The organism is Duganella sp. CF517 (assembly GCF_900110275.1).
Lineage (GTDB): Bacteria > Pseudomonadota > Gammaproteobacteria > Burkholderiales > Burkholderiaceae_D > Rugamonas.
On record NZ_FODC01000008.1, the window covers coordinates 1 to 22,002 of the forward strand.

General features: G+C 61.8%; 30 protein-coding genes. 24 read left to right on the forward strand and 6 right to left on the reverse strand.

Annotated features, from left to right (window positions below):
• The 4 genes from BMX85_RS25430 to BMX85_RS25445 all read left to right on the forward strand — a co-directional run.
• A partial coding sequence (locus tag BMX85_RS25430; protein ID WP_143068066.1) for an alpha/beta fold hydrolase occupies positions 1 to 363 on the forward strand: 363 nt, incomplete at its 5' end.
• A gap of 86 nt (positions 364 to 449) precedes the next feature.
• Positions 450 to 1,235: a hypothetical protein gene (locus BMX85_RS25435; protein WP_143068067.1), complete on the forward strand. Its 786-nt coding sequence runs from the start codon at positions 450 to 452 to the stop codon at positions 1,233 to 1,235.
• A gap of 46 nt (positions 1,236 to 1,281) precedes the next feature.
• Complete coding sequence (locus BMX85_RS25440; RefSeq protein ID WP_090325467.1) at positions 1,282 to 1,473, forward strand: hypothetical protein; 192 nt, start codon at positions 1,282 to 1,284, stop codon at positions 1,471 to 1,473.
• A 54-nt stretch (positions 1,474 to 1,527) separates the two neighbouring features.
• Entirely contained in the window at positions 1,528 to 3,843 is a 2,316-nt protein-coding gene (locus tag BMX85_RS25445) for an ATP-binding protein (protein ID WP_143068068.1), read from the forward strand.
• Positions 3,844 to 4,280: 437 nt separating this feature from the next.
• On the opposite strand, the gene BMX85_RS31345 is transcribed toward BMX85_RS25445, so the two are convergent.
• Both BMX85_RS31345 and BMX85_RS30250 read right to left on the reverse strand, forming a co-directional pair.
• Positions 4,281 to 4,415, reverse strand: coding sequence for a hypothetical protein (locus tag BMX85_RS31345; RefSeq protein ID WP_255372396.1), 135 nt, complete (start codon positions 4,413 to 4,415; stop codon positions 4,281 to 4,283).
• A gap of 54 nt (positions 4,416 to 4,469) precedes the next feature.
• Positions 4,470 to 4,736 carry a hypothetical protein gene (locus tag BMX85_RS30250; protein ID WP_143068069.1) on the reverse strand — a complete coding sequence of 89 codons (267 nt, stop codon included), beginning with the start codon at positions 4,734 to 4,736 and terminating at the stop codon, positions 4,470 to 4,472.
• Positions 4,737 to 4,888: 152 nt separating this feature from the next.
• Here BMX85_RS30250 and BMX85_RS25455 point away from each other — a divergent pair, with 152 nt between their 5' ends.
• From BMX85_RS25455 to BMX85_RS25465, 3 genes are all read left to right on the forward strand, one after another.
• The gene (locus tag BMX85_RS25455) at positions 4,889 to 5,542 is read left to right on the forward strand and encodes an NUDIX hydrolase (RefSeq protein WP_090325472.1); all 654 of its coding nucleotides are present in this window, start codon (positions 4,889 to 4,891) and stop codon (positions 5,540 to 5,542) included.
• 142 nt (positions 5,543 to 5,684) lie between these two features.
• The gene (locus BMX85_RS25460; protein WP_090325475.1) at positions 5,685 to 6,542 is read left to right on the forward strand and encodes a phosphoribosyltransferase family protein; all 858 of its coding nucleotides are present in this window, start codon (positions 5,685 to 5,687) and stop codon (positions 6,540 to 6,542) included.
• On the forward strand, positions 6,539 to 8,230 hold the full coding sequence (locus BMX85_RS25465) for a nicotinate phosphoribosyltransferase (protein ID WP_090325477.1): 1,692 nt from the start codon (positions 6,539 to 6,541) through the stop codon (positions 8,228 to 8,230). Before BMX85_RS25460 ends, BMX85_RS25465 begins: the two co-directional genes overlap by 4 nt.
• A gap of 44 nt (positions 8,231 to 8,274) precedes the next feature.
• On the opposite strand, the gene BMX85_RS30815 is transcribed toward BMX85_RS25465, so the two are convergent.
• Positions 8,275 to 8,526, reverse strand: a complete 252-nt coding sequence (locus BMX85_RS30815) for a hypothetical protein (RefSeq protein WP_143068070.1) — start codon at positions 8,524 to 8,526, stop codon at positions 8,275 to 8,277.
• Between the two features lie 118 nt (positions 8,527 to 8,644).
• Here BMX85_RS30815 and BMX85_RS25470 point away from each other — a divergent pair, with 118 nt between their 5' ends.
• From BMX85_RS25470 to BMX85_RS25505, 9 genes are all read left to right on the forward strand, one after another.
• Positions 8,645 to 9,952, forward strand: coding sequence for a tyrosine-type recombinase/integrase (locus BMX85_RS25470; protein WP_090326069.1), 1,308 nt, complete (start codon positions 8,645 to 8,647; stop codon positions 9,950 to 9,952).
• Positions 9,953 to 10,062: 110 nt separating this feature from the next.
• Positions 10,063 to 10,914, forward strand: coding sequence for a hypothetical protein (locus BMX85_RS25475; RefSeq protein ID WP_090325479.1), 852 nt, complete (start codon positions 10,063 to 10,065; stop codon positions 10,912 to 10,914).
• 102 nt (positions 10,915 to 11,016) lie between these two features.
• Positions 11,017 to 11,238 (forward strand): hypothetical protein, encoded by a 222-nt coding sequence (locus BMX85_RS25480; RefSeq protein WP_090325481.1) that lies wholly within the window; start codon positions 11,017 to 11,019, stop codon positions 11,236 to 11,238.
• Entirely contained in the window at positions 11,238 to 11,714 is a 477-nt protein-coding gene (locus BMX85_RS25485; protein WP_090325483.1) for a helix-turn-helix domain-containing protein, read from the forward strand. The genes BMX85_RS25480 and BMX85_RS25485 overlap by 1 nt, the downstream gene beginning before the upstream one ends.
• Entirely contained in the window at positions 11,714 to 11,836 is a 123-nt protein-coding gene (locus BMX85_RS31350; protein WP_255372397.1) for a hypothetical protein, read from the forward strand. The genes BMX85_RS25485 and BMX85_RS31350 overlap by 1 nt, the downstream gene beginning before the upstream one ends.
• Positions 11,836 to 13,890 (forward strand): plasmid recombination protein, encoded by a 2,055-nt coding sequence (locus BMX85_RS25490; protein ID WP_090325485.1) that lies wholly within the window; start codon positions 11,836 to 11,838, stop codon positions 13,888 to 13,890. The genes BMX85_RS31350 and BMX85_RS25490 overlap by 1 nt, the downstream gene beginning before the upstream one ends.
• Positions 13,887 to 14,495 (forward strand): DUF6651 domain-containing protein, encoded by a 609-nt coding sequence (locus BMX85_RS25495; protein WP_090325487.1) that lies wholly within the window; start codon positions 13,887 to 13,889, stop codon positions 14,493 to 14,495. The genes BMX85_RS25490 and BMX85_RS25495 overlap by 4 nt, the downstream gene beginning before the upstream one ends.
• A gap of 113 nt (positions 14,496 to 14,608) precedes the next feature.
• Entirely contained in the window at positions 14,609 to 14,929 is a 321-nt protein-coding gene (locus BMX85_RS25500; protein WP_090325489.1) for a hypothetical protein, read from the forward strand.
• A gap of 22 nt (positions 14,930 to 14,951) precedes the next feature.
• Positions 14,952 to 15,305 carry a DUF2280 domain-containing protein gene (locus BMX85_RS25505; RefSeq protein WP_090325491.1) on the forward strand — a complete coding sequence of 118 codons (354 nt, stop codon included), beginning with the start codon at positions 14,952 to 14,954 and terminating at the stop codon, positions 15,303 to 15,305.
• 12 nt (positions 15,306 to 15,317) lie between these two features.
• On the opposite strand, the gene BMX85_RS25510 is transcribed toward BMX85_RS25505, so the two are convergent.
• The 3 genes from BMX85_RS25510 to BMX85_RS30260 all read right to left on the reverse strand — a co-directional run bounded on the left by BMX85_RS25510 (position 15,318) and on the right by BMX85_RS30260 (position 17,947).
• On the reverse strand, positions 15,318 to 16,136 hold the full coding sequence (locus BMX85_RS25510; RefSeq protein WP_177196886.1) for a hypothetical protein: 819 nt from the start codon (positions 16,134 to 16,136) through the stop codon (positions 15,318 to 15,320).
• Between the two features lie 1,063 nt (positions 16,137 to 17,199).
• Positions 17,200 to 17,325: a hypothetical protein gene (locus BMX85_RS31355; RefSeq protein WP_255372398.1), complete on the reverse strand. Its 126-nt coding sequence runs from the start codon at positions 17,323 to 17,325 to the stop codon at positions 17,200 to 17,202.
• A gap of 166 nt (positions 17,326 to 17,491) precedes the next feature.
• Positions 17,492 to 17,947 carry a hypothetical protein gene (locus tag BMX85_RS30260; RefSeq protein WP_143068071.1) on the reverse strand — a complete coding sequence of 152 codons (456 nt, stop codon included), beginning with the start codon at positions 17,945 to 17,947 and terminating at the stop codon, positions 17,492 to 17,494.
• 365 nt (positions 17,948 to 18,312) lie between these two features.
• On the opposite strand from BMX85_RS30260, the gene BMX85_RS25520 reads away from it, so the two are divergent.
• The 8 genes from BMX85_RS25520 to BMX85_RS25555 are packed head-to-tail and all read left to right on the forward strand — an operon-like array spanning position 18,313 to position 21,890.
• Entirely contained in the window at positions 18,313 to 18,516 is a 204-nt protein-coding gene (locus BMX85_RS25520; protein WP_090325494.1) for a hypothetical protein, read from the forward strand.
• A complete protein-coding gene (locus BMX85_RS25525; protein WP_090325496.1) occupies positions 18,513 to 19,205 on the forward strand; it encodes a hypothetical protein in 693 nt (230 codons plus the stop codon). Before BMX85_RS25520 ends, BMX85_RS25525 begins: the two co-directional genes overlap by 4 nt.
• Positions 19,202 to 19,702: a hypothetical protein gene (locus BMX85_RS25530; protein ID WP_090325498.1), complete on the forward strand. Its 501-nt coding sequence runs from the start codon at positions 19,202 to 19,204 to the stop codon at positions 19,700 to 19,702. The genes BMX85_RS25525 and BMX85_RS25530 overlap by 4 nt, the downstream gene beginning before the upstream one ends.
• The gene (locus tag BMX85_RS25535; protein ID WP_090325500.1) at positions 19,699 to 19,950 is read left to right on the forward strand and encodes a hypothetical protein; all 252 of its coding nucleotides are present in this window, start codon (positions 19,699 to 19,701) and stop codon (positions 19,948 to 19,950) included. Before BMX85_RS25530 ends, BMX85_RS25535 begins: the two co-directional genes overlap by 4 nt.
• A complete protein-coding gene (locus BMX85_RS25540) occupies positions 19,947 to 20,156 on the forward strand; it encodes a hypothetical protein (RefSeq protein WP_090325502.1) in 210 nt (69 codons plus the stop codon). Before BMX85_RS25535 ends, BMX85_RS25540 begins: the two co-directional genes overlap by 4 nt.
• The gene (locus BMX85_RS25545) at positions 20,153 to 20,413 is read left to right on the forward strand and encodes a hypothetical protein (protein WP_090325505.1); all 261 of its coding nucleotides are present in this window, start codon (positions 20,153 to 20,155) and stop codon (positions 20,411 to 20,413) included. Before BMX85_RS25540 ends, BMX85_RS25545 begins: the two co-directional genes overlap by 4 nt.
• Positions 20,410 to 20,727, forward strand: coding sequence for a hypothetical protein (locus BMX85_RS25550; protein ID WP_090325506.1), 318 nt, complete (start codon positions 20,410 to 20,412; stop codon positions 20,725 to 20,727). The genes BMX85_RS25545 and BMX85_RS25550 overlap by 4 nt, the downstream gene beginning before the upstream one ends.
• Positions 20,724 to 21,890 carry an AAA family ATPase gene (locus tag BMX85_RS25555; RefSeq protein ID WP_229210666.1) on the forward strand — a complete coding sequence of 389 codons (1,167 nt, stop codon included), beginning with the start codon at positions 20,724 to 20,726 and terminating at the stop codon, positions 21,888 to 21,890. The genes BMX85_RS25550 and BMX85_RS25555 overlap by 4 nt, the downstream gene beginning before the upstream one ends.
• Positions 21,891 to 22,002 lie beyond the last annotated feature (112 nt).

Sequence of the window (22,002 nt, forward strand, 5' to 3'; positions counted from 1 at the left end):
TTGTACCTGGACATCGCCTCGGGCCCGTTCTACGGCTACAACCGTCCCGGCGCCAAGCCGTCGCAAGGCATCATCAACGCCTGGTACGCGCAAGGCATGCAGGCCGGCCACAAAAACACCTACGACTCGATCAAGGCGTTCTCGGAGACCGATTTCCGCGAAGACTTGAAAAAGTTCGACAAGCCGACGCTGGTGATCCACGGCGACGACGACCAGATCGTGCCGATCGACGCCGCCGGCAAGGCCTCGGCCGCCATCGTCAAAGGCGCCAAGCTGATCGTCTACCCCGGCGCGCCGCACGGCCTGACCGACACGCATAAAGAGAAGTTCAACGCCGACTTCCTTGCGTTTGCTCAATCCTAAGCGTCGTAAAAATGTACATGGCGGGCTTCGAATGATCGAAGCCCGCTTTGTGACGTTATACTCAAGCGTGTCAACCGGAGTCTTGCATGAACCTGACGACGCTCGCCGCTGCCTTGCTATTGTTGTGTGGTCAGTCTTGCGCCAGCGAGTGCGTCATCCGCGTCGCCTATCCCGATCGGGAGCGTCCGCCGTATTACTTCGGCAACGGCGCGGTGGTGCCGGAGATTGCCGGCGCGGGGGCCGATCTGCTTCGGCTGGCCGTGCGCAGCGTCGGCTGCACGGCCGAGTTGGTGCGCCTGCCGGCGGCCAGGATCCGGCTAGCGCTGATCAGCGGCAGCGTCGATCTGGCGCCGGTCGACTTGCGCGATGGTGAAGAACCATATTCCGCGTTGCCGATGAAGGCCGGCCAGCTCGACGCGCGGCGCGGCATGCGGATGACGGCGGTGGTGTATGTCCGCGCCGGCGACGGCCTGCCGGCAGATCTCAATACGCGCGATTATTTCATGACCCACACGCTGGTCACCAACCAGGGCTCGCCGCTGGGCGAACAGCTCAGGGATGAGGGTTTCAAGGTCGACGGCGGCGCGCCCGACGCCTACAGTAACATGGACAAGGTGGCGATCAGGCGCGCCGACGGCTTCGCCATCTCGATCGCCAATATCGAGGCGCTGGACGCCGTCATCGCCGCGCGCCACGGCGCCGCGTTGATGCGGCTGGCCATCCCCGTGCGCAAATCGACCTTGTGGCTATCGGCCAGCAACGCCTATTTCGCGCGCAACCCGGAACGGGTCGAGGCGGTGTGGCAATGGTGGGGCGAGAACTCGACGCGCCGGCTGGCCGAATTCGTCAAGAATTATCCGGTGCAGAACTGAGGACGCCCGCCGGCGGCCGGCCCCGAGCTACGGCCATCAGCGGCTGATGGCAACGCGCCAGGCGGCCGAGGTGTCGCTGCGGCACAAGTTCAAGCGCCAGGCCTTCAACGAATTCATCCTGGCGCAGGGGGCTGGTGCCGCCGGCCTGGCTGCGCACGGCGGTGATGGAGGAATTCGTCCCGGCGCAGCGCTGAGGGCCGCCGTCGGCGCCGTCGAAATCATCATAGCGAAATATTAATAGGTGACGGAAAGTAGTAGAATCGCGCCAATTCTACTTACTGCGAGAGCCCCCTTGATAGACAGTCCACCGGTGCGCGCACTGCGCGCCGCCTTGTACCGGAGCATGGAGCGCCCCGAGCACGGCGACCAGGACCTGCAGGGCTGGCGCAACCGGCTGCTGAACGGCTTGTGCGCCGCCGCCTTCTGGCTCGGCCTGGTGGCCTTTTTGCCCAGCATGTGGGCAGCGGCCAAGCAAGGCCGCTTGCCACTGGTGGCGACCGATATCGTCGCGCTGGCCGGCATCGGCTGGCTGCACTACCGGCGCGATATCGGCTACCAGCTGCGGGCCGGCGCATTGCTGGGCATTGTTTATCTGATCGCCGTGGTGCTGCTGTTTTCGCTTGGACCGTTGTCGCAGATTTATTTGCTGGCGGTCCCGGTGCTGTGCACGGTGCTGATCGGCAGCAGGGCCGCGCTGGTGGCGCTGCTGTGGTGCGGCGCCACCCTATTCCTGGCCGGCTACCTCGGCGGCATAGAGCCGGGCCTGGCCGTCGTGAAGGTCGGCCCGCTGGCGCACTGGTTCACCCTGAGCGTCAATTTCCTGCTGGTCGCTTCCGTGTTGACGGTCTCGTGCACCTATCTGCTGCACGGGCTGGACGGCGCGCTGGCGCGCCAGCGCGTCATCCACGCCCGCAGCCACGACAACGAAACCCGCTACCGCCAAGTGCTGGAGGCGCAAATCGCCACCCTGCACGCGCGCGAGGCGGACCTGCGCGCCTCGCAGGCGAGCCAGGCCGAATCGCTGGCGGCGCAGCGCGCGGCGGAAGTATCGAACCAGCTCAAGAGCGACTTCCTGGCGATGATCAGCCACGAGGTGCGCACGCCACTGGGCGGCGTCATCGGCATGCTGCGCTCGGCGATGAAGGACGCCGGCGTGGCGCCCAACACGCGCGACAAGCTGCGCCTGAGCCTGAGCAACGCCGAGGTGCTGCTGCAAATCATCAACGACATTCTCGACTTCTCGCGCCTGGAGGCGGGCAAGATGCCGCTGGAGGTGCTGGACTTCGACCTGGCCGGCTTGCTGGGCGACGTCGTCGGCCTGCTGGCCGAGCGCGCCGAGGCCAAGGGCGTCTCGCTCATCGCCGAGTTCGATCCCGGGATGCCGGCCTGGTGGCGCGGCGATCCGACGCGGCTGCGGCAGGTGGTGGTGAACCTGGTCGGCAACGGCGTCAAGTTCACCGAGCGCGGCGAAGTGCGCGTGAGCGTGGCGCAAGACGGCGGGCGGGGCATCGTCCTGACCGTGCGCGACACCGGCATCGGCATCGAGGCCGAGGCGCTCGGCCGGCTGTTCCAGAAGTTCGAGCAGGCCGACGCCGCCACGTCCCGCAAATACGGCGGCGCCGGATTGGGGCTGGCCATCTGCAAGAACATCGTCGGCGCGATGGGCGGACGCATCGAGGCGATCAGCGAACCCGGCTTCGGCAGCGTGTTCCGCGTGCATCTGCCGCTGGAACCTGGCGCGCCGGTGGCCGTGCCGGTCGAGGAGGCGCGCCGTCCGCACGCCGCCCGCCTGGCCGTGCTGTGCGCCGAGGACGGCAGCACCAATCAGGTGATCTTGACCGAGCTGGTGAGCAATATGGGCCACACCCTCACCATCGTCGAGGATGGCCTGGCGGCGCTGGAGGAATTGGCCGCGCGCGACTACGACCTGGTGATCATGGACGGCCGCATGCCGCGCATGGACGGCAGGGCCGCCCTGCAGCGGCTGCGCGCCGGGCTGGACGGCGTACGCGACGCGGCGGTGCCGGTGATCGCGCTGACGGCCAACGCGACGGCGGATGAGCGGCAACGCTTCCTGGCGGCCGGCGCCAGCGGCTTCCTCGCCAAGCCGATCGATGAGATCGCCTTGCACACCGAGATCGCCCGCCAGCTGGAGGCGCTGCTGGCGAACGGCAGGCCGTTGATCGGCGAGCAGCGCGCCATGGCGGCCGGCGCGCCGGCGCTGAGCGAGCTGGACGACATGTTCGGCGTGGCGGAGTTGCCGGCCGCCACCCTGCGGACGCCGGAAGTGGACGCCAAGCTGCAGCGCGCCATGCGCTCGGCGTTCGTGATCGAAGGGCCGCGCCTGCTGACTGCTGTGTGGCAGGGGCTGGACGACGGCGATGGCGCCGCGGTCGCGCTGGCCGCGCACAGCCTGATGGGCGGGGCCGCGTTTCTTGGAGCGGATGCATTGCGTGCGCGTTGCGCGCGGATCGAGCAACTGGCCGACGCCGGCGAGCTGGACGCGGTAAGGCCGCAGCTGGCGACGCTTACCTTGGAGCTGGCGGAGACGTTGGCGGCGATTGAGCCACGGGTGGGTGCCGCTCCGGCTGCCTCCACGGTGCTCTAGGTGCTAGGTAGCTAAAGCCTCGCGCTTGGCGACGACTGCAAATTGCAGATTCACTTTCATACCGTCCTCCGCGAGTGGGCGTTGTCGCAAGAGTATGAGCATATCAACATAGTCACCATCGCTCATGAGGTCGTTTATGCAATCGGGTTTGAAATTGGCGTACCGAGCGTGCGCAACAAGCCAGCGGAATTCAAGACGATAATCGGTGGCGGATCGTAAAAAAAAGGAGCTAGCGTGATGCCGTCTTTTGCCTTGCGACTGCTTTGACTTGTGCTTTTTTCGCGCTAGCGCAAGGCGCGCAAGTATCTTCGTTCCGGCAAAAGCATTGGCGGCTCGATCTGCTCACTTGGGAGAACCAGTACTTTTAGATCACTTCATTGGTTGGCAAAGGCCCGCCAGCGACATCCCGCTGGCGGGCCTTTTTTAGTTGCTACCTGTTAGAAGCAGCAGGAGAGCATCTTCATGCAGCATTCCAGACTGACGCAGCAGTCCATGGTGGTCGCCGCATAAGCGCCAGCCGAAGCCAACAGGATGGCCGTCACGGCAGTTGCTTTGATAATGATTGATTTCATGGTGTTTCCTTTATTAGCCAGAAGTTGAGTTGTTGGTGACATCACTTCGGCGTGCTAATCAGGCGGGCACCAGACATCTTTCGCTGGTGCCGGAGACATGGCCGTGGCGGGGGCGTGCGCTGCCAGCCGCGTCGGCGCCGGCGCGGGCAGGGCGATATCGGTGGCAATGGCGGGCATCGCGGTCGGCAAACAATCGCTTGAGACGCATTGCGTCACCGGGCAATCGGCGCTCTTGCAGCACATGCGAGCGGGCGCAGCCGCCAGCACGGAGCTGTGCAGCACAAAGACCAGCGCGATGAACATGGCAAGTAAATGTCGCATGGGTTGATTGTAGCAAGCTTGCGGGCGGCGCGGCCGGCCGGAGCGAGACTTCGTGGCGCCGCCTCGTTTTGTTGGTCTCCGAAACGATTTATTCCACTTGACACGTTCACTTGTTAGTTGCAATATGCCACTAACATTAGCGAGCGATCCCCATGAACTTTGCCTTACCTCTTGTCACTGTCGATGCCGTTTTACTGACACTCCGTCAAGGCGAGCTACAAGTTGCGTTGCACCGCCGTGACAAGGCACCGGACGAAGGAATGTTGGCGTTGCCCGGCGGTGTGGTTCACGTGGACGAGGATGCATCCACCGAAGCCACAGTCGCGCGCGTTTTGAATGACAAAACCGGTTTTCAGCCGCGTTACCTCGAACAGTTACAGTGGTTTTCCGGCAAGCACCGTGATGCGCGTAGTTGGTCGATCTCCCTGGCCTATCTTGCGCTGGTGCCGGTGGAGGAGCTGGAAGCGGCGAGTCCCAACTCGTTTCATTTTTACGGCGTCGATCACTTGCCCCAATTGGCGTTCGACCACACCGATATCATCGCCGCCGCCGTGAGCCGCGTGCGCAACAAATCCAGTTATTCGACCTTGCCATGTTGCCTGCTGCCGGAGAAGTTCACGTTGTCCCAGTTGCAAGCCACGTATGAAGCGATTTTGATGACGACGTTGGAGAAGTCCAACTTCAGACGCAAGATCGAAGCGTGGGATGTTGTGGAACCCACGGAAGAATTTCTGACGGGCGCCCAGCGGCCGGCCAGATTGTACAAGCTCAAGGACTTCATGTTGTTTGGGAAATCTTTCGGTTGAGCGAAGAATTCGCTTGCCTTCAGGATTGGTTGCGTTATACTTAATTGCGTTTCACCACTAAGTGACCTCGATGTGGTGCGACTTTCGGGTTTAATCAGGTTTTACTTAGTTGCATTTTGACTTTAAATAAAAGGCTATTGCCATGCTCACTATTACATCGCTCTACACCGAGGAAACTCGCCGCGCGGTCACGCTGGAGCCGCGCGTCTTCACCTTTGCGGGCGGGGAAAGCCAGGTCGTGCTGCCGGACGCCTTCGTTGCCGACACCAAGTCCGTCGCCGGCGTCCGTATCAACGCGTGGCTGAGGACGGCCGACACGGTCATGCAGCTGTTGTTGCTGACGGATGCCGTGCGCCGCGTGATGCCGAATGTACCGCTGCACTTGAACATGCCTTATGTGCCCTACGCCCGGCAGGACCGCGTCTGCAATCCCGGCGAAGCGCTGAGTGCTAGGGTGTTTTGCGACCTGATCAATGCTCAAGCCTACGCCAGCGTGACGATCGCCGATCCGCACAGCGATGTGGTGCCGGCCCTGCTTGATCGGGTCAACGTGGTCGATGCCTCGGTCATGCTGGCGGAAGTATTGCAGCAGCCGGCCTTCGCACGCGGCGTCACCCTGCTGGCTCCGGATGCCGGCGCCAGAAAGCGCGTGCAGCAGCTGGCCAAGAAACTTGGCGTCGAACATATCGCTTTCGCCGACAAAGTGCGCGATACCAAGACCGGGCGAATCTCCGGCACCTCCGTATCGAGCGACTTGCCGCATCTCCCCATCCTGGTGGTTGACGATATTTGCGATGGCGGCCGAACCTTTGTCGAGTTGGGCAAGGCGCTGGCCGAAGTCTCCCAACAACCACGCTACCTTTACGTGACGCACGGCATTTTCAGTAAAGGTTTTGAAGAACTCAATCTTTACTACCAACGCATCTTCACCGCCTACAACTGGAACACTTCCAACCTCAACGACAAGTTGACCACCATTACTCAAGGAGCTTTGGTATGAACGCACCGGAACGCACTGAAAAGAACAATCTGATCCCATTCAACCTCGCGGACTTTTACAAGACGGGCCACCCACCGATGTATCCGCGCGAGACCAAAAAACTGGTGGCCAACTTCACGCCGCGCTCCGACAAGTACGCGCCGGTATTGCCCGGCCTGTTCGATCACAAGGTCGTCTGGTTCGGCCTGCAGGGCTTCATCCAGGAATACCTGGTCGACGTGTTTAACAACGAATTCTTCAACAAGCCCCAGCAGTTGGCTGTGCGCAAATACCAGCGCCGCATGGATACCGCGCTTGGTCCGGGCGTGGTGCCGGTCGACAGCCTCGAAGCGTTGCACGCGCTCGGTTATCTGCCGCTGGAGATACGCTCATTGCCGGAGGGCTCGCGGGTCGATATCAAAGTCCCGCCGGTTTTGTTCATCAGCACCAACGAGCAATTCCCGTGGATCGCCACGTACTTCGAAACGCTGTTCAGCTGCGAGAACTGGAAGCCGTCGACCGTCGCCACCATTGCCTTCGAGTTCCGCAAACTGCTGACATACTTCGCCAGGATGACCGGCGCCCCGGAAGACTTCATCGGTTGGCAGGGGCACGACTTCTCGATGCGCGGCATGAGCGGCGTCCATGACGCGATGCGTTGTGGCGCGGCGCACTTGCTGTCCTTTACCGGCACCGACACCATTCCGGCGATCGACTATCTGGAGGACTTCTACGGCGCCGATGCCGAAAAAGAACTGGTCGGCGGCTCGATTCCCGCCTCCGAGCACAGCGTAATGGCGCTGCGCATTCTGTTGACGCAACAACGTCTGGCGGCCGAGCCCTCGAATGCCGACAAAGACGAGAAAGCGCTGCGCCGCCTGGCCGAGCTGGAAATCATGCGCGAATTCGTCAGCAAGGATTACCCTGTGGGCATGGTGTCGATCGTCAGCGACACCTTCGATTTCTGGAACGTCATCACGGTGATTGCGAAAGCGCTCAAGCCGGAAATCCTGGCCCGCAAACAGGATGCGCTGGGCAACGCCAAAGTGGTGTTCCGCCCCGACTCCGGCGATCCGGTGTTGATACTGACCGGTTACACCGACGACGAAATAACGCGCCAGGACGACGGTTCGTACGTCGTGCGCGCGAGCGGCGAACGGATTACCGACGCGGAACGCAAAGGCGCCGTCGAATGTTTGTGGGATATTTTCGGCGGCACCACGACCAGCAAGGGTTTCAAGGTTCTCGACTCGCACGTCGGCTTGATCTACGGCGATTCGATCACGCTTCAGCGCGCGCTGAGCATCCTGCAGCGCCTCGCGGCCAAGGATTTCGCGTCCTGCAACGTGGTGTTCGGTATCGGCTCGTTCACCTACAACATGCTTACCCGGGACAATTTCGGTTGGGCGATGAAGGCCATCTACGCGCAGGTTGGCGACGAGTCGGTGGAGATCTACAAAGATCCTGCGACCGACAACGGCACCAAGAAGTCGGCACGCGGGCTGCTGCGGGTGGAGCGGGAAGGCGACAAGTTCGTGCTCTACGAGCGTCAGACGGAAGAAGAGGCCAATGGCGGAGCGCTGGTACCAGTGTTCCGCGATAGCAAGATGCTGGTCAACCAGAGCCTTGCGGAAATCCGGCAACGCCTGCAGGAATCGTGGGTTTGTCCCGAGCCGGGCAGCATCGTTTGGAATAACGCCGTCGAGTAAGCGGCGGAATATGGAACGGGGCCGCCGGGCGGGCAAGTGATCGCTTAGACCGCCGACATCCGTTCCAGGGCTTGTGCCGAGGCGAGAAGGCCGCCGAGTAATTTATCCGTATAGCAGATACTATCAGCTACATACGCGACGCACAAAACAAAAAGCCCAGCCGGTGAGGGCTGGGCTAAGTGTTTGATTTTGCTGGTGCCGACTGCCGGTTTCGAACTGGCCACCTGATGATTACAAATCGCTGGGAATTGTGTTTTCCATGATTTCCCATTGATGCCCCAAACAGCCTCGCTCATAGGAGAAAACGGCATTTTCGCTGTTTGCGGTACATCGAAACTTCCCGATGGTTTCCCTTAATTTGCTAGAATCTGCCTACACAGTGCCTACATGGCGCCTACACGGGGGAGTCAGCAGGTGGCGAAAGTCAATTTCACAGCCGACAGGGTCGCAACGTTTCAATGCGACGCCGGCAAGCAGCAGAGCATCCTTTGGGATGCGAAAACGCCCGGGCTGGGCCTGCGCGTGACCGCCGCCGGCGCGCGCTCCTATATATTCGAGACGCGACTGCACGGCAAAACGTTGCGCATCACTATTGGCGACGTGCGCACTTGGACGGTCGCTAAAGCCCAGGCCGAGGCTACGCGATACAAAGCGGACACCGACAAAGATATCGACCCCCGCCAGGTGCGTGCCGAGCAGCTGGCCACCCAAGCCGAAGCCAAGGCGACAGCTGCGGCCGACGAGCTTCGAGACTCTATAACGTTGGGCGCTGTTTGGTCGGTCTATGTGGCGGAGCGCACACCGTACTGGGGCGAACACCAAATTAACGCCCATCGAAAAATCATTCAGGCCGGCGGAGAGAAGCGCAAGCGCAGCCCGAAACTAACCGAACCGGGGCCGCTCGCGTCGCTGGCTGGACTCCGCTTGGTCGACCTCAATAGCGCGCGCCTCGAAGCATGGGCGAAGCTAGAAGCGCTGGCCCGGCCGTCGAGTGGGCGGCTCGCCATGCGCCTGTTGAAAGCCTGTTTGAATTGGTGCGCGGCGCACCCTGATTATGCTGCTGTCGTGACCACAAACGCAGCAAAGAGCGCTAAGGCGCGCGAGACGCTGGGCAAGCCCAAGGTAAAACACGACTTGCTGCAGCGTGAGCAATTGGCCGCGTGGTTTGAAGCAGTGCGGAGAATCGGCAATCCAGTTATCGCGGCTTACCTGCAAACACTGTTGATGACTGGCGCCAGGCGGGAGGAGGTGGCCGGGCTGCGCTGGGTCGACGTCGACTTTCAGTGGGGCAGCATGAAGCTGGGCGACAAGGTGGCGGACTTTCGGATGGTACCCTTGACGGCCTACGTTGCGCACCTGCTGGCCGCGCTTCCGCGCCGGAATGAGTGGGTATTCAGCAGTCCCAGCGCCGAATCGGGCAAGCTGGCCGAGCCACGCATCGCCCATAACGAGGCAGTGGCCGCCGCCGGCCTGCCACATCTGACCTTGCACGGGCTGCGCCGGAGCTTCGCAACGCTGAGCGAGTGGACCGAGACGCCGGCCGGCATCGCTGCACAGATTCAAGGGCATGCGCCCCAAGGAGTCCGCGAACAGAATTACATCCGCCGTCCCCTGGACTTGCTGCGCAAGTGGCACATTAAAATAGAGGAGTGGATGCTAGAGCAAGCCGGCATCCAGTTCCAACCAGCGCCAGCAGCTTTGCGCCTGGTGCCGGCCGCCTGACCACATCAGGCACGATTTACGCCACACTCTAGACTTAGCGGTCGAACGCCGACTCCTTCATCGGCCGGGTGTGGCACCTATTTTTGAAGGCGACACCTGAAGGGGTGCCAATGGAAGACACGGATGATGTGGCTGGCGCCGAGCCTATGCCTGCTTGCTGCAACCCTAGCCGCGCAAAAGATATGCTAGGAATCGCTGCCATCTTTGTACGAGATGCGCTCGAGCATGACCACGACGTACTTTACGAAACATACGGTATCCGTCCGGATGAAGCCGCGCAGTCGCTGCGCTACGCAGAACTGGCAGAACTCCGGGCGTGGGGAGTTGATGAAATGGTGGAGGCGCCGGTTCGTGCGCAGGCGTCAAGTGAGAACGCATTGCGCCGTCGCATCCTTATGGCCATGAAGGCCGAGGGCCTTCCTGACTACGTTCACCCTGGCGATGCAGTCATTCTCATGGAGCGCTCCGGCCTAATGCTGTCCGGTGAGCTGCGAGACGCCGTGGTCTGCATGAGTACTCGGTCCTACGGCGACGACCAAGCGGATTTTGCGCTGGTGGATGAAAATCGTCTACGTAGATTACTTGGAAGGCCGACAATTACAGAAGAAGAATATAACGGCGGCTCGGCCGAGGCGGCGGAACGGTCAGTGCTGTCAGAATTGCGCGCTACTGCGCCCGCGTTTAAGCGGACACTACACGTAACCACGACGCGGGTACGCGTTCTCACTGCCGAGATTGAGTATGCGATAGAGAGAGCGGATAGCGATGAAAATAGACCGGTGTGGACGGAGTTATCGAAGCTGGCCGAGATAAAACATGGCGCCATGATTGGATACGTGGCCGAAGGTATTCAGTATCGCGGCGATACTCACCGTGCGACAGGGGAGCCGGATATCCTAACCTTCAAACAACTCTGCGACCGGCTGCGCAACCGCCGAAACAAGCGCGATAGGGCGGTCTAAGGCGAGATAAGGCGCGCTATAGCGCTCTGCTATCGGAGAAAATCAACAAGCCGGAAATGATGCACTCATACCGTGAAAACGGGCTGATTAGGAGTGCATCACATGCAACTAGTTTCTCTCCCGCCTGCCTTGGCCATCGTCGCCCAGGGTCGTGACCACATTACCACCGCCGAGTTTGCGCGCGCCATGTGCCGCGCCACCCAAACGGTTCTGAAAAATCACTGCCTCACCGGCGAGTGCTACGGCGTGCGTCCCATCAAGCGCGGCAAAATGCTGATGTGGCCCTTGGCCGGCGTCGCCCGCGCGCTGAGCGCGGAGGCATAATGAAAAACGCCCCCACCGAAATTAACGATGAGAGCGCCCCAGACAAGCGCGATTCTACACCAGGAACGTTCCCAAAGCGACGCAATACTGTAATTGCCGGCGTCCTCGCCGCGCTGATGGAATCGAAAACCATCACGAGCATGGACAGCGTTTTTTCCATGAGCACCACCAGGCTGGCCGCGTTCGTCTGCCGCCTCGAACAGCGCTACGGCTGGACGATTGACCGCCACGATGTTGCAACCGGCACCAATGACGGCCGCGAATCGTGGGTGACAGCGTATTGGTTGCCAAAGTCCGCCATCGGGAAGGCGTTTGACCTTGGCGCACGCGAATGGGTGGACGGCGTAAAAGCGGCGAGCATCGATCGCCGCAAGCTTGCCGGCAAGTGCAAGGCCGAAGCCGCAAAGAAGAACGCCATCCGCAATAAACTGCGCAAGCAAGACCCCCGTCAGGGGCGGTTGTGGGGCGAGCTGTAATGCGCCGCGCTATCGCCTTGGGCGCCGTGCTAGCGCTGCTGCCGGCTGCGCCGCCGCCACCTCCTCCTGTCCTGATGCTGCTGGCGACCTTGCTGGCCAGCTTGGTGCGCGGGTGTTCGTAATGCAGGATGCCCACTTCCTGGCCGTCAAGCCGCTGAGCGTGAAGACCACGCGCGCCAGCTGCGCAGATGCGGTCATCCTCAACGTGATGCGCCACAACGCCCGGGAGCTACAGGCTGAAATCGGCATTGGCGCTGAGAGCGGCATTGACCCTAGCCGCATCCATCTGAACGTGACCCTGCACGGCCCGGCCACCGCTGACGGCGTGGCCAGCGCGGCGCGCGACGCGATGCGGGAGCATGGCATCGTGGCGCCCCGTAAAAATGCGACGCTGGGCATTGAGATTGTCGTAAGCCTTCCGGCCGGCTTGGCCATCGACCACCTGGCATACTTCCGCGCCGCGACGACGTGGGCCCAGCAGCACTACGGCGTGCCGCTACTGAGCGCCATCCTTCATAACGACGAAAGCAGCCCGCACCTGCACCTTGTCTTGCTCCCGGTCCGGGGCGGCAAGCTGGTGGGCTCCGAGCTGCTGGGCAACCGCGCGACCATGAAGGCGATGCAAAAGGATTTCCACGACCAGGTCGCCAAACAATACGGCCTGCGCATGCTTGCGGCGAAGAAGCGTCACAGCGCCACCGAGCGCGCCGCCGCCATAGCGCTGCTGCGCGTCACCCTGCAATCGAACAGCGCTTTGACCGACGGCGCCATCGATGCGCTGCTGGTCGCACACGCTAGAAACCCTGAACCGCTCTTGCTGGCGCTAGGCCTGGCCATGCCGGCACCGCCGGTCAAAGGCTCGTTCGTCGCGACGATGACCCGGAAGGTGCGCTCCGAAAGCCCTAATAGGGGTTTCACGAAATCCACTTTAGGAGATTTTGGCACTGACATGGCGCCCGGTTTGGGAGCTGAAAATAAAATGTCCTATGCTCTGTTAGGACTTCCGATTTCCACGCCCAATATTTCACCGCAATCAGCCGGCATTCAGGCTACCAACCACCAGCACCCGGCCGACGGCCTGCTGACGCCGCAGCACACCCCTGCAGCAGCCGACACCCTCCCGGGAACTCAGGCGACCTCCGAGCCATCCACCACCGGCCAGGCCGCGCCAACCAGCACCAGCACCACACCAGCCCGGCGCAAACACACCGCGGCGAATCGCCAGCCTGCCGCAGCCTCGCCGGCGTCGCTTCAGACCGTCAGTTTGGCGGAGCAGGCCAGTGCCGGAAAATTATCCGACCCCCCCCGGCCCGTCCGCCAGCTGGACACCCCTGCGGTCGACCACCACCAGGCCGCCGCCGCCGGTACCCGCAGGCATTCCACCCAGATTCCGGGTGATTTAGGTCGGCAGCACTCACCCGAAAATTCGGGTCAGCTAGATGCCTTGATGTTTCAAGACATCCAACCGTCGATCACCGGGCCAGCCAAACGTACGAATTTCGTCCGGCTGGGCGAGCAGCACCAGGTCGGCGCCGACGATGTGAGCAGTTTTGCGCGCATCTCCTCGCCGCCCACCGGCCAGGCCAAGGCGACGCAATACGTCGAGCTGGTCCACCACCAGGCCGATGCCTGCGAGCCTTCGTGCACGCCGCGTCCGAAGCTCAGCGCCACCGACCCGAGGATTGCCAGAAAGTTTGTGCCGACGATATTCGTCGCCACAAGCGCGCCGTGTGCGAACGGAATGCGTACGCACAAAGATGTGTCCAAAAGTGGATGCATCTCCAAAGGGGGCGCAGATTTAGCACCCCCTGCAGGTGTGCCCAACGTTGGGCAGGCCCACGCGGAGGGCATCCCCAATTCTGGAGACACCCCCTCAGCCGGCGGCGACCTGCTCAAAACTCAGCAGGTCGACCAACAGGCCGGCCAAGCCGACGCACACCGGTGCTCCCCCGCTGGGGGCGGACATCCGAGCCCCCAGCGGGGGATGGTGCCGGAAGCGGAGGACGACTACCACCGCCACCGCGACGACGAGCAGCCGGCCGAAACCTGGTGCGTTGACCTGGGCGAGTTCGTACAGGCCACCGGCCCGCCGTGCGGAGCCTGTCAACTATACCCACGACCAAAGCCGGCCCGGCGGCATTCCGGGAACTCGAACAGAAAGTCAAAACCACCATGAAAATCAAAACCACCCCAGACGGCAAGCACGCCATCCTGAAAAACGGCGTGCCGCTGTACGTCATGGCCGACGGCACCGAGCGGGAAATCGACGGTGCTGCCGCCTTCAAGCTGGCGCTGAGCAAGCATTTCGAGGCGTCGCCTGTGATGTCGCGCTTGAAGCTCCCGGCCGACATCATCGCCGCGTCATTCGGCAGCCATTTCGATATCCAAGGCGGCAAGTTGGTGGCTCTGGACAAGCACGGCATCAAGGAATATTCCAGCAGCCGCCCGGGCGAAGTGGCGACGTTTGACGAAGCGCTGGGCCAGCTCATCGACCGGTACCCGAATAAAAGCATGCTCCTGAAAGATGTGGGAGCGCCGGGGGCCGCCCAAGCTCCGGGCGAGCAGCCAGGGAAAGGCGGCACCGTAACGCGCGCTGCTTTCGACGCAATGCCGCCGGCCGCCCGCGCCAAGTACATCACCGGCGGTGGGCGTATTGCGGATGTCGCCAGCGCGGCCCCGCCTGCGCCACCTTCCGGAAGCATCACCCGAGCCACCTTTGACACCCTGAACCCCCAAGAGCGTGCCAAGTACGTCACGGGCGGCGGCAAGGTGGCTGACTAAGCCAAGCGGCCCGCTGAGCGGCTTTCGCTGCCCGGCAGGCCCAACCACACCCGCATAGTCTTTTCGCGTCGCCACGGCGCGATAAATGGCCTTGCCGGGTAAACGGAGATGAGATGAACGACCGAGAACTGACAAATGCCGCGCTGTTGTGGCACACCGCCCACGCGCGCCGGCTGGCCGTCGGGAAGGAAAAGCGCCGCCTCGACGCCAAGCTCAAGGCCGGCGGTGATGATGGCTGGAGCCTGCAGCGAAGCATCCAGCAGAGCGAGGCCGGGCGCCAAGTCACCGAACTGAAGCGCAAGGAACTGGCCGCCTTGCGCGCGCTGGCCAGGGTCTGTGCGAAGCAGCGCGGACACCTGCAGGCCGCCGATGTCATCGATGTGGATGGCACCGTGGTGCTGCTGGCGGGCGCCGATGACCAACTTTTAGCTTGACCTGCCTTGACGGATTTTAACCATGACGACCCTACCCGGCCACGTATGCGCCTATATCGTTGCTGCTCTCGCCTGCTATGACTCCCCTGAACAGGTGGCGGCAGCCGTCAAAGTAAATTTCGGCCTAGTGCTGACCCGCCAGCGCATCGAGGCGTGGCATCCCGAGCGGCGCGCCGGCGCACGACTGGGCGCCCGGTGGCGGGCCATGTTCTACGAAACGCGCGGCAAGCTGCTGGCCGAGCTGGACGACATCCCCATCGCCTGCCAAGCCTACCGCCTCCGCGTATTGGACCGGGTGGCCGCGCAGGCCGAAGCGATGGGCAACTTCGAATTGGCGGCGCGCATCATCGAGCAGGCAGCACGCGAGGCCGCTTAAAGAGAAGTCCAATTAAGATGGCGGCTTTCCGCCCCGTGCCTGACGTTCCTGCTTCTTTCTTTCAGCTTCACGAAGCGTTGCAAGTCGCCGCGCCTTTTTCTTGGTCTCGTCAGGGACATGCATCCATTTTGCTACCACGTCGACAAGCTCAGGATTAAGAAACAACGGTGCATTGATTGCTTGGAAGTTGTTGAGGAACAAAATTCCTTCTTGTCCGCTGAGAGAAAATTTTAAGTTTTGCCAGACCAGAGCATCATGCGCCGGGTGCTCCGAGTCACCCAAAACTCGCTCTAGAAGTGCCCCTTGGATATGGCCGTTTGTCGCGGGCCCATCCAATCCCAATGCGATTCGGCGCACATTTTGTAGCAGCACATCCTCACTAGGTTCATCTGCGTAGTGAACGACATCTAACGGCTCACAGTATTGCCGCAGGCGCCAAACCAAACGGTCCAGCATTATTAGCTCGATATCTTCCAGTTCGAGGGACATTAGAAGATATCGGTCTCCATCGCATTGAGCCACATGGTCGAAAACCTGCTGCTCATCCTCTCCCAACCTAATCTCGAAAGGCAGACGACTGTTAATTCTTCTCAGCGCCTTTGCAATGTTGTGGCCTAGGTCGCCTGTTTTCTGGCGATTGAGCATCAAAATGCACTTTAAGTACTTTTCAATGGCCTGCTCCGCCGACCACAAAAAAGGGATGGCGAGGCGAGCCCTCATTGCGAGCCGTGCTGCTATGTAATCTGCGTCGCCGGTATCGCGAAAGCATCGGATGGCGAATTGATTCACCTTCGCATGCTCCGGCGGCTTTATGTACTCGGGCCGTTCCATTTGCAGCTCCTGTCGATAAAGTACGGCAATCTTATCAGTGAGATGGGGCCACCAACCGAATAAGTTCGCAGAAGGTTCGCGGATGGTGCGCGTTTTCGGCGCAAGGGCGGCCCCGCCGAAGAAAGCCGCTCTTCATAGGCAAAACAAGCCACCTTTGGGCTGAAAAGCTGCTGTTTCACGAACGATTCCGGCTCGTATAGGTGCGCACTTTAGTTCGCAGCTGGGGCGCGATAAAGTCGAATGCGCGCGGCATATCGCCGACTTCCTCAGATTGAGGGCGTGCGACTGGCGGCGCCCATCCGTCAATGACGGGCCGGATGCTGCAATCCGGATACTTCCGCCACTGGCGGCGGTAACCCCTCAGATTGAGGGATGCTTAAACTACCGGATTTCCTTTGGTTTTGTCAAAATGAAAACTACGGGGAAACCCGGAGTATGCTCAAAGCCGGAAGTCCTGCTTAGCCCTCAAATTCCGGCGAAAACGGGAATACCCGAGCGACGGCCCAGGTCCTGCAATGCAGGACATTAACCGTCGGCGGCGCGATACTGAACATGAAGGGGCGCGCCGGCCGGCCGCGACATCGCATTCAAGCCAATGAGGTGTGCTGTGCGACCGGCGGAATCTTTCGCTGGTTGCTGGTGGCGCCGCCCGGTACATCTGGGAAAATCCCACATGTAGAATCGACCTGCCGAAAATACGGGAAAATCCCGGGTATAGCAGCGGGCGACATTACCGGAAAATCTGGTATTGCGACCTAGTGCGCGGCCGGTGGTGGCGCCGGCTGCGGCCCGGTCCAATCCTGTGAAAATCACACATTAGGTGCACAGTGCCGGGCTGGCGAAGGATGGGGCGCCGTCTGCCCAGTTTTCGGCACACGGTACCGATACAGGAAATCCTGCATCGCCTGGCGCTATGGGAAATCCCATACCGGCGCCGACTGCGGACGAAATTCGTCGGCAGTGGCGCTTTTGCGGCCTACTTTAGTGGGTCGCAAATTTCTACCAAAACGGCATTCAGCAGCGCGCAGGGCTACCGACTTCTAATTGTGACGCTGGCTCACAATTAGATGTCCCGGTTGCGGGTATCGTTCGCAGAAACGACACTGCCGGCGACGCGCGCGGCGGTTGCCAATCGGCGGTTGCCAGTCAGGTTGCCAGTGGAAAGTGGTATCCAGCGACTGGTATCCATGCCGGTATCCACGGCATTGCGCGGTCGACGCCCCGAAACCTTGGGGCGTCTGAACCGCCCTGGCGGTGCCCATCCTCAAACTGAGGGCGGGCCGTCGTCACCCCTGAATCGGGGGTCTCGACAGAACGGCCGTGCAGCGCCAGCGTTTTCGATTTTGGATTTTTTATTACTTGGCGACAGTGGCGCTCTCCTGTTCTATTACCCCCGAACTAAGAGCGGCGTAGCCGAGTATTTTCCAATCGTAATATTTCGCTTGCTTTATCTCGTCTTTTGACTGGTAGTCGCTGGTCTCAATGGTACCAATGCCGTCATGCATGAGAACGAGACCCTTCCAAACATCATCGTTTTTATGGGCCTGTTTTGCCGTCACCCAGACCATGTAGTTACCCTTGTTGACCACGACGTCTTTGGTTACAAGCGTGCCACGACCTTTGTAAATAATGCCTCCATAACTTTGCTTTTGTTCATCAAGGCTGAAGTCGCGAATCTCAAATTTGGTAGGTGTCGCTGTGTTAGAAGCAGCTGCCGCATCGGTCGCTTTGGCAGCCGGAGGTGAGGACGAGGACTGTTGGCAACCGACTAGAGCAGCGAGCAGTAAGGAAAGAGCAATAATTTGGCGCATGGATTTTCCTGATTATGGTTATTGGTTTAGTGCCAACAGTATATTTGAATTGATAATCGGAAATCTATCCAATTACCACGCCCGCGAAAGTGCTTGACGGTTTACCCAGTGCCGACTATCCTAAAAAAGCCCCGAGAAAAAGGGGAACGGGTTTGGCGACTCGGAATAACCTACAGCGGACAACCGCTCTTGAGCGGCTTTTTTTCGTCCGTACTGCCTCTGCACGCCTTCTATGACGGGCCTGGGTGGGGATGCCTTCGGGCATGCCGGTAGCTGTAGGTTCCGGTTCGCCAACCCCGCCTTGTGCCCGTCTCCCTATTTGGCGATAGGAACGGGTTTATACGCGAACCTACAGAGGCCCCATCATGGTCAACAGCACCCTCACGCCCGAACAATCCCGTCTCGACACCATCAAGCATCTGCGCTGGCAGGCCAAGGCCGTCGCCAACCTGCTGTCTGCCGTCCACCTGCTGCCGGCCGCCGACCAGCAAACCACGCTCGACACGACGACCCGCCTCGCCGACGAACTGGCCAGCGACCTGGCCACACTGGTGCGAGGTGCCGTATGAGCCCGGACTTCTCCCCCGCCGTGCTGTTCGCTACCGGCTGCGGCAAGGCCAACGACTGGCTCACCACCAACGCAACGCGGCGCCATCCTGTTTCGTCCGTTGTCTGGCGGGCGCTGCGCCTGACTGAAATGGTGATGCAATACGAAACCGAAGACAATTTCCCCGACCTGCTGGCCGCTTGGGAGAAGGGCTTCGATTCACTCATTCCACCGACCACAGCAACAGCCGGCACCGGCAATGCGCCGGCGCTGCTGGTCGAGCTGCGCCACGCCGACACCATCATCAAGGCCATGCTCAACGCCATGACCGCCCAGCAAAAAGCCCGCGTCGCGGAAAAGCTCGAGGCTGACGGCGTCGTCACCGACGGTATGAGCCGGCACCACGAGCGGCGCGCTGCTATAGAAGCTGCCAAGGCTGAACATGATACCGCCGGTGACCGCCCGGGCAGCAAAGTCCTACTTGACATCCAGGCGCGCGCATCCGACGCGGCCGCGCAGGCCGCCGACATCGCGCACCTGCTGCAAGCGACGTTCGAGAAGTTGGACGAACTGTCCGCTGTTGGCGGGCAGATGGTTTCGTTGGTCAATGCCGCAAATTGCTTCGCCACCTGCGCGGCGCGCAACGTCGAGCTCATCCGTGAGGCCACAGCCGACATCATCGCGCTGGCGCAGGAAGAGGATGCTCAATGAGCGCGCTCGTAGTTATTCCAGCCGAGCCAACCATCCGCATGTTGGGTTACATCGGCATCGCCGAGTTTCAAGGCACGCGCGCTATGCTGGAGGCGGAGGGCATCGTCCCAGCGAATATCAAATGGCCAGAGGGTTACGATGACCTGCGGTGGGACGAAGGTAAGTTTGAGTACTGGATAAGGCGGGAGCGCCCTGACGGTGCGAAGGGCCCTCGCAAGCTGTTCGTCGACGTCGATTGGTGGTGTCTGCGCCAGCAAGTAATTGGCGAGACTTTCATCGATTACGAACTGAAACGCAAAAAAAAGGAACTGGCCGAGTACGTCTACCGTCACAGCGCCAAGGGTCAAGCTGATTCGGATAGGAGTTTTAATGCATACGCGGCAGCGTGCGGGGACGAGAAATTTCAGGCATTCAAGGCACTGTTCCCTGGTCTCGTCAAACCGAAGCGCGGTCGTCGCGCCAAGAGCATCCAGCAGGCCCAAGGAGTTGCGGCATGAGCGCGCCCGTCGAAATCAAGCCGGCCGCGCCGAAGCGCCAGCGCCGCGCCGCCAAACCGCAGGCGGTGCCGGCCGCCGAGTTCGGCGCCTTGGAAATCCGCGCCGCTCTCGCGGTCCGTAGGCTGCCGGCAGACAGGAAGCAAAGTTGGTGTGAGATGCTGGAAAGACTGGCGACGAAGTTGGAGGCTGATGCCGCAGCAGCGCGGCCAGCGCCGGTATTGCGCCTTATCTCTGGAGGTGCGCGATGACCGCCCCGAAGAAACCACGCAGCGCCGCCGGCCTGAAGCCTGCGCCGGCGCCACCGCTCACGGTCGACCAGCAGTTGCTCCTCAAGTACTACGCTGAGATATGCGACGAGTCCCAGCAGCACATTTTGCGGATGATGGCATTGGCGACCAAAAGTTGCCCGCGCCATGTCCGGCCGGCGCTGCGCCTGGTCGGAGGTGTGAAATGACCAGCACCACGACCAAGCCGCCCCGCGCGCGCAAGAAACCGGCCGCCGGGCCGCTGCGTCTGGTGGTGGACAACCTCAGCGCCGATGACAGGGAGCTACTCAGCTACTTCCACGGCATTGCGCACGAGGTCCGCCGGCACGTGTTGGACGTGGTCCGCCATGTGTCAGTGAGTCGACCACTTGTTGAACCCACGCCGGAACGGTCGGCGCCGGGCATTTGCTTGGTGTCCACCGCGGTCGCGGGGGAGCGCCCATGACGACCCTCGCCGAACTGGGCCGCATCCGCACTGAGTTTGGCCTCGCGCCGGTGGGCGGCGTCCTGTGGCTGGGCGTCGGCATGCTGCCACCCAAGCGCAACGCTATCGAAATCGACCCGGCCAACTTGCCGACCGCGATGGAGTGCCGCGCCGTGGCCGGCCTTGACGTGGTACTGGTCTTTCCCGGCAATCTGACCAGATACGGCGCGCTGCGCACGCTGTCCGACCGGCTGTATCAGGCCCGGCCGCGCCGCCTGCTGCTGGTCGACGGCGACCACAACCGGACGGCTTTCCTCAAGCTGGCGGAACCATGATGGCGGACGGACATATGGATGGCCAGATGGCCGGCTTCACTTTGGGTAAGGAAGATAGCGAGGCCCGGGCCGCGCGCATCGAGCTGGAGAGCAAGGGCGAGACGGCACGCCCGTTCGATAGGGGCATGCAGCGCGGCGAGCGCGTCGTCAAAATCCGGTGCGGCGCCGACATCAAGCCCCTGCCTATCACCTGGCTGTGGCCTGGCTGGGTTCCGGCTGGCAAGCTGACCATCTTGGCCGGCGCCGCCGGTACCGGCAAGACCACGCTTGCCCTCGCGCTGGCGGCCGTGCTGACCTCCGGCGGGCGCTGGCCGGACGGCACCGCATGCGCGGCCCAGGGCAATGTGCTGATATGGTCGAGTGAGGACGTGGCCGACGATACCCTGGTGCCGCGCCTCATTGCGTCCGGTGCCGACCTCGCGCGCTGCCACTTCATCGAGGGTATAGCCCAGGACGGCGAAAGCGTACCGTTCGACCCGTCGCAGGATATTCCAGACCTACGGCGCGCCGTCGACGCCATCGGCGGCGTGAGCCTGCTGCTGATAGACCCCATCGTATCAGCGGTGGCCGGCGACATGCACCGCGCGAACGACGTGCGCCGCAGTCTGCAGGCGGTAGTCGACTTCGCCGACGCCCACGGCTGCGCGGTCATCGGCATAACGCACTTTGCCAAGGGCGGCGCCGGCAAGGCGCCACAGGACCGGGTGATAGGCTCACAGGCATTCGGCGCCCTCGCGCGCATGGTGCTGGTGACCGCAAAGGAAGAAGGCAGCAACCGCCGCGTGATGGCGCGGGCAAAGTCAAACATCGCGCCCGACGATGGCGGCGTGGCCTACTCGCTCGAGCTGGCGACCATCGCCGGCGGCATCGAGGCAACGCACGCGGTATGGGCCGGCTCCATCGAGGGCACGGCGCGGGAAATCCTGGGCGACGTGGAGCACGACGAAAGCGGCGAGGATGGCGACGCGCGTCAGGACTTGGAGCGCATGCTGGTGGACACGCTCCGGGAGGCGGGCGGTAAGATGGCCACGAAGGCGCTACAGGCCGAGGTGCGCGACGCCGGGCATTCATGGGATGCGGCCAAGCGGCTGAAGAAATCGCTCGGCATCGAGGCCAAGAAGCTCAGCATGGGCGGCGCCTGGATTTGGTGCCTTCCCGAATAAACGGTCGAAGGGAGCGCGAAGGGAGCGAAGGGAGCACTGTTTTTTCTGTGCTCCCTTCGCTCCCTTCGTGCGCTCTTCGGGATTGGTGATGCCCGACCTGGGAGATAAAGGG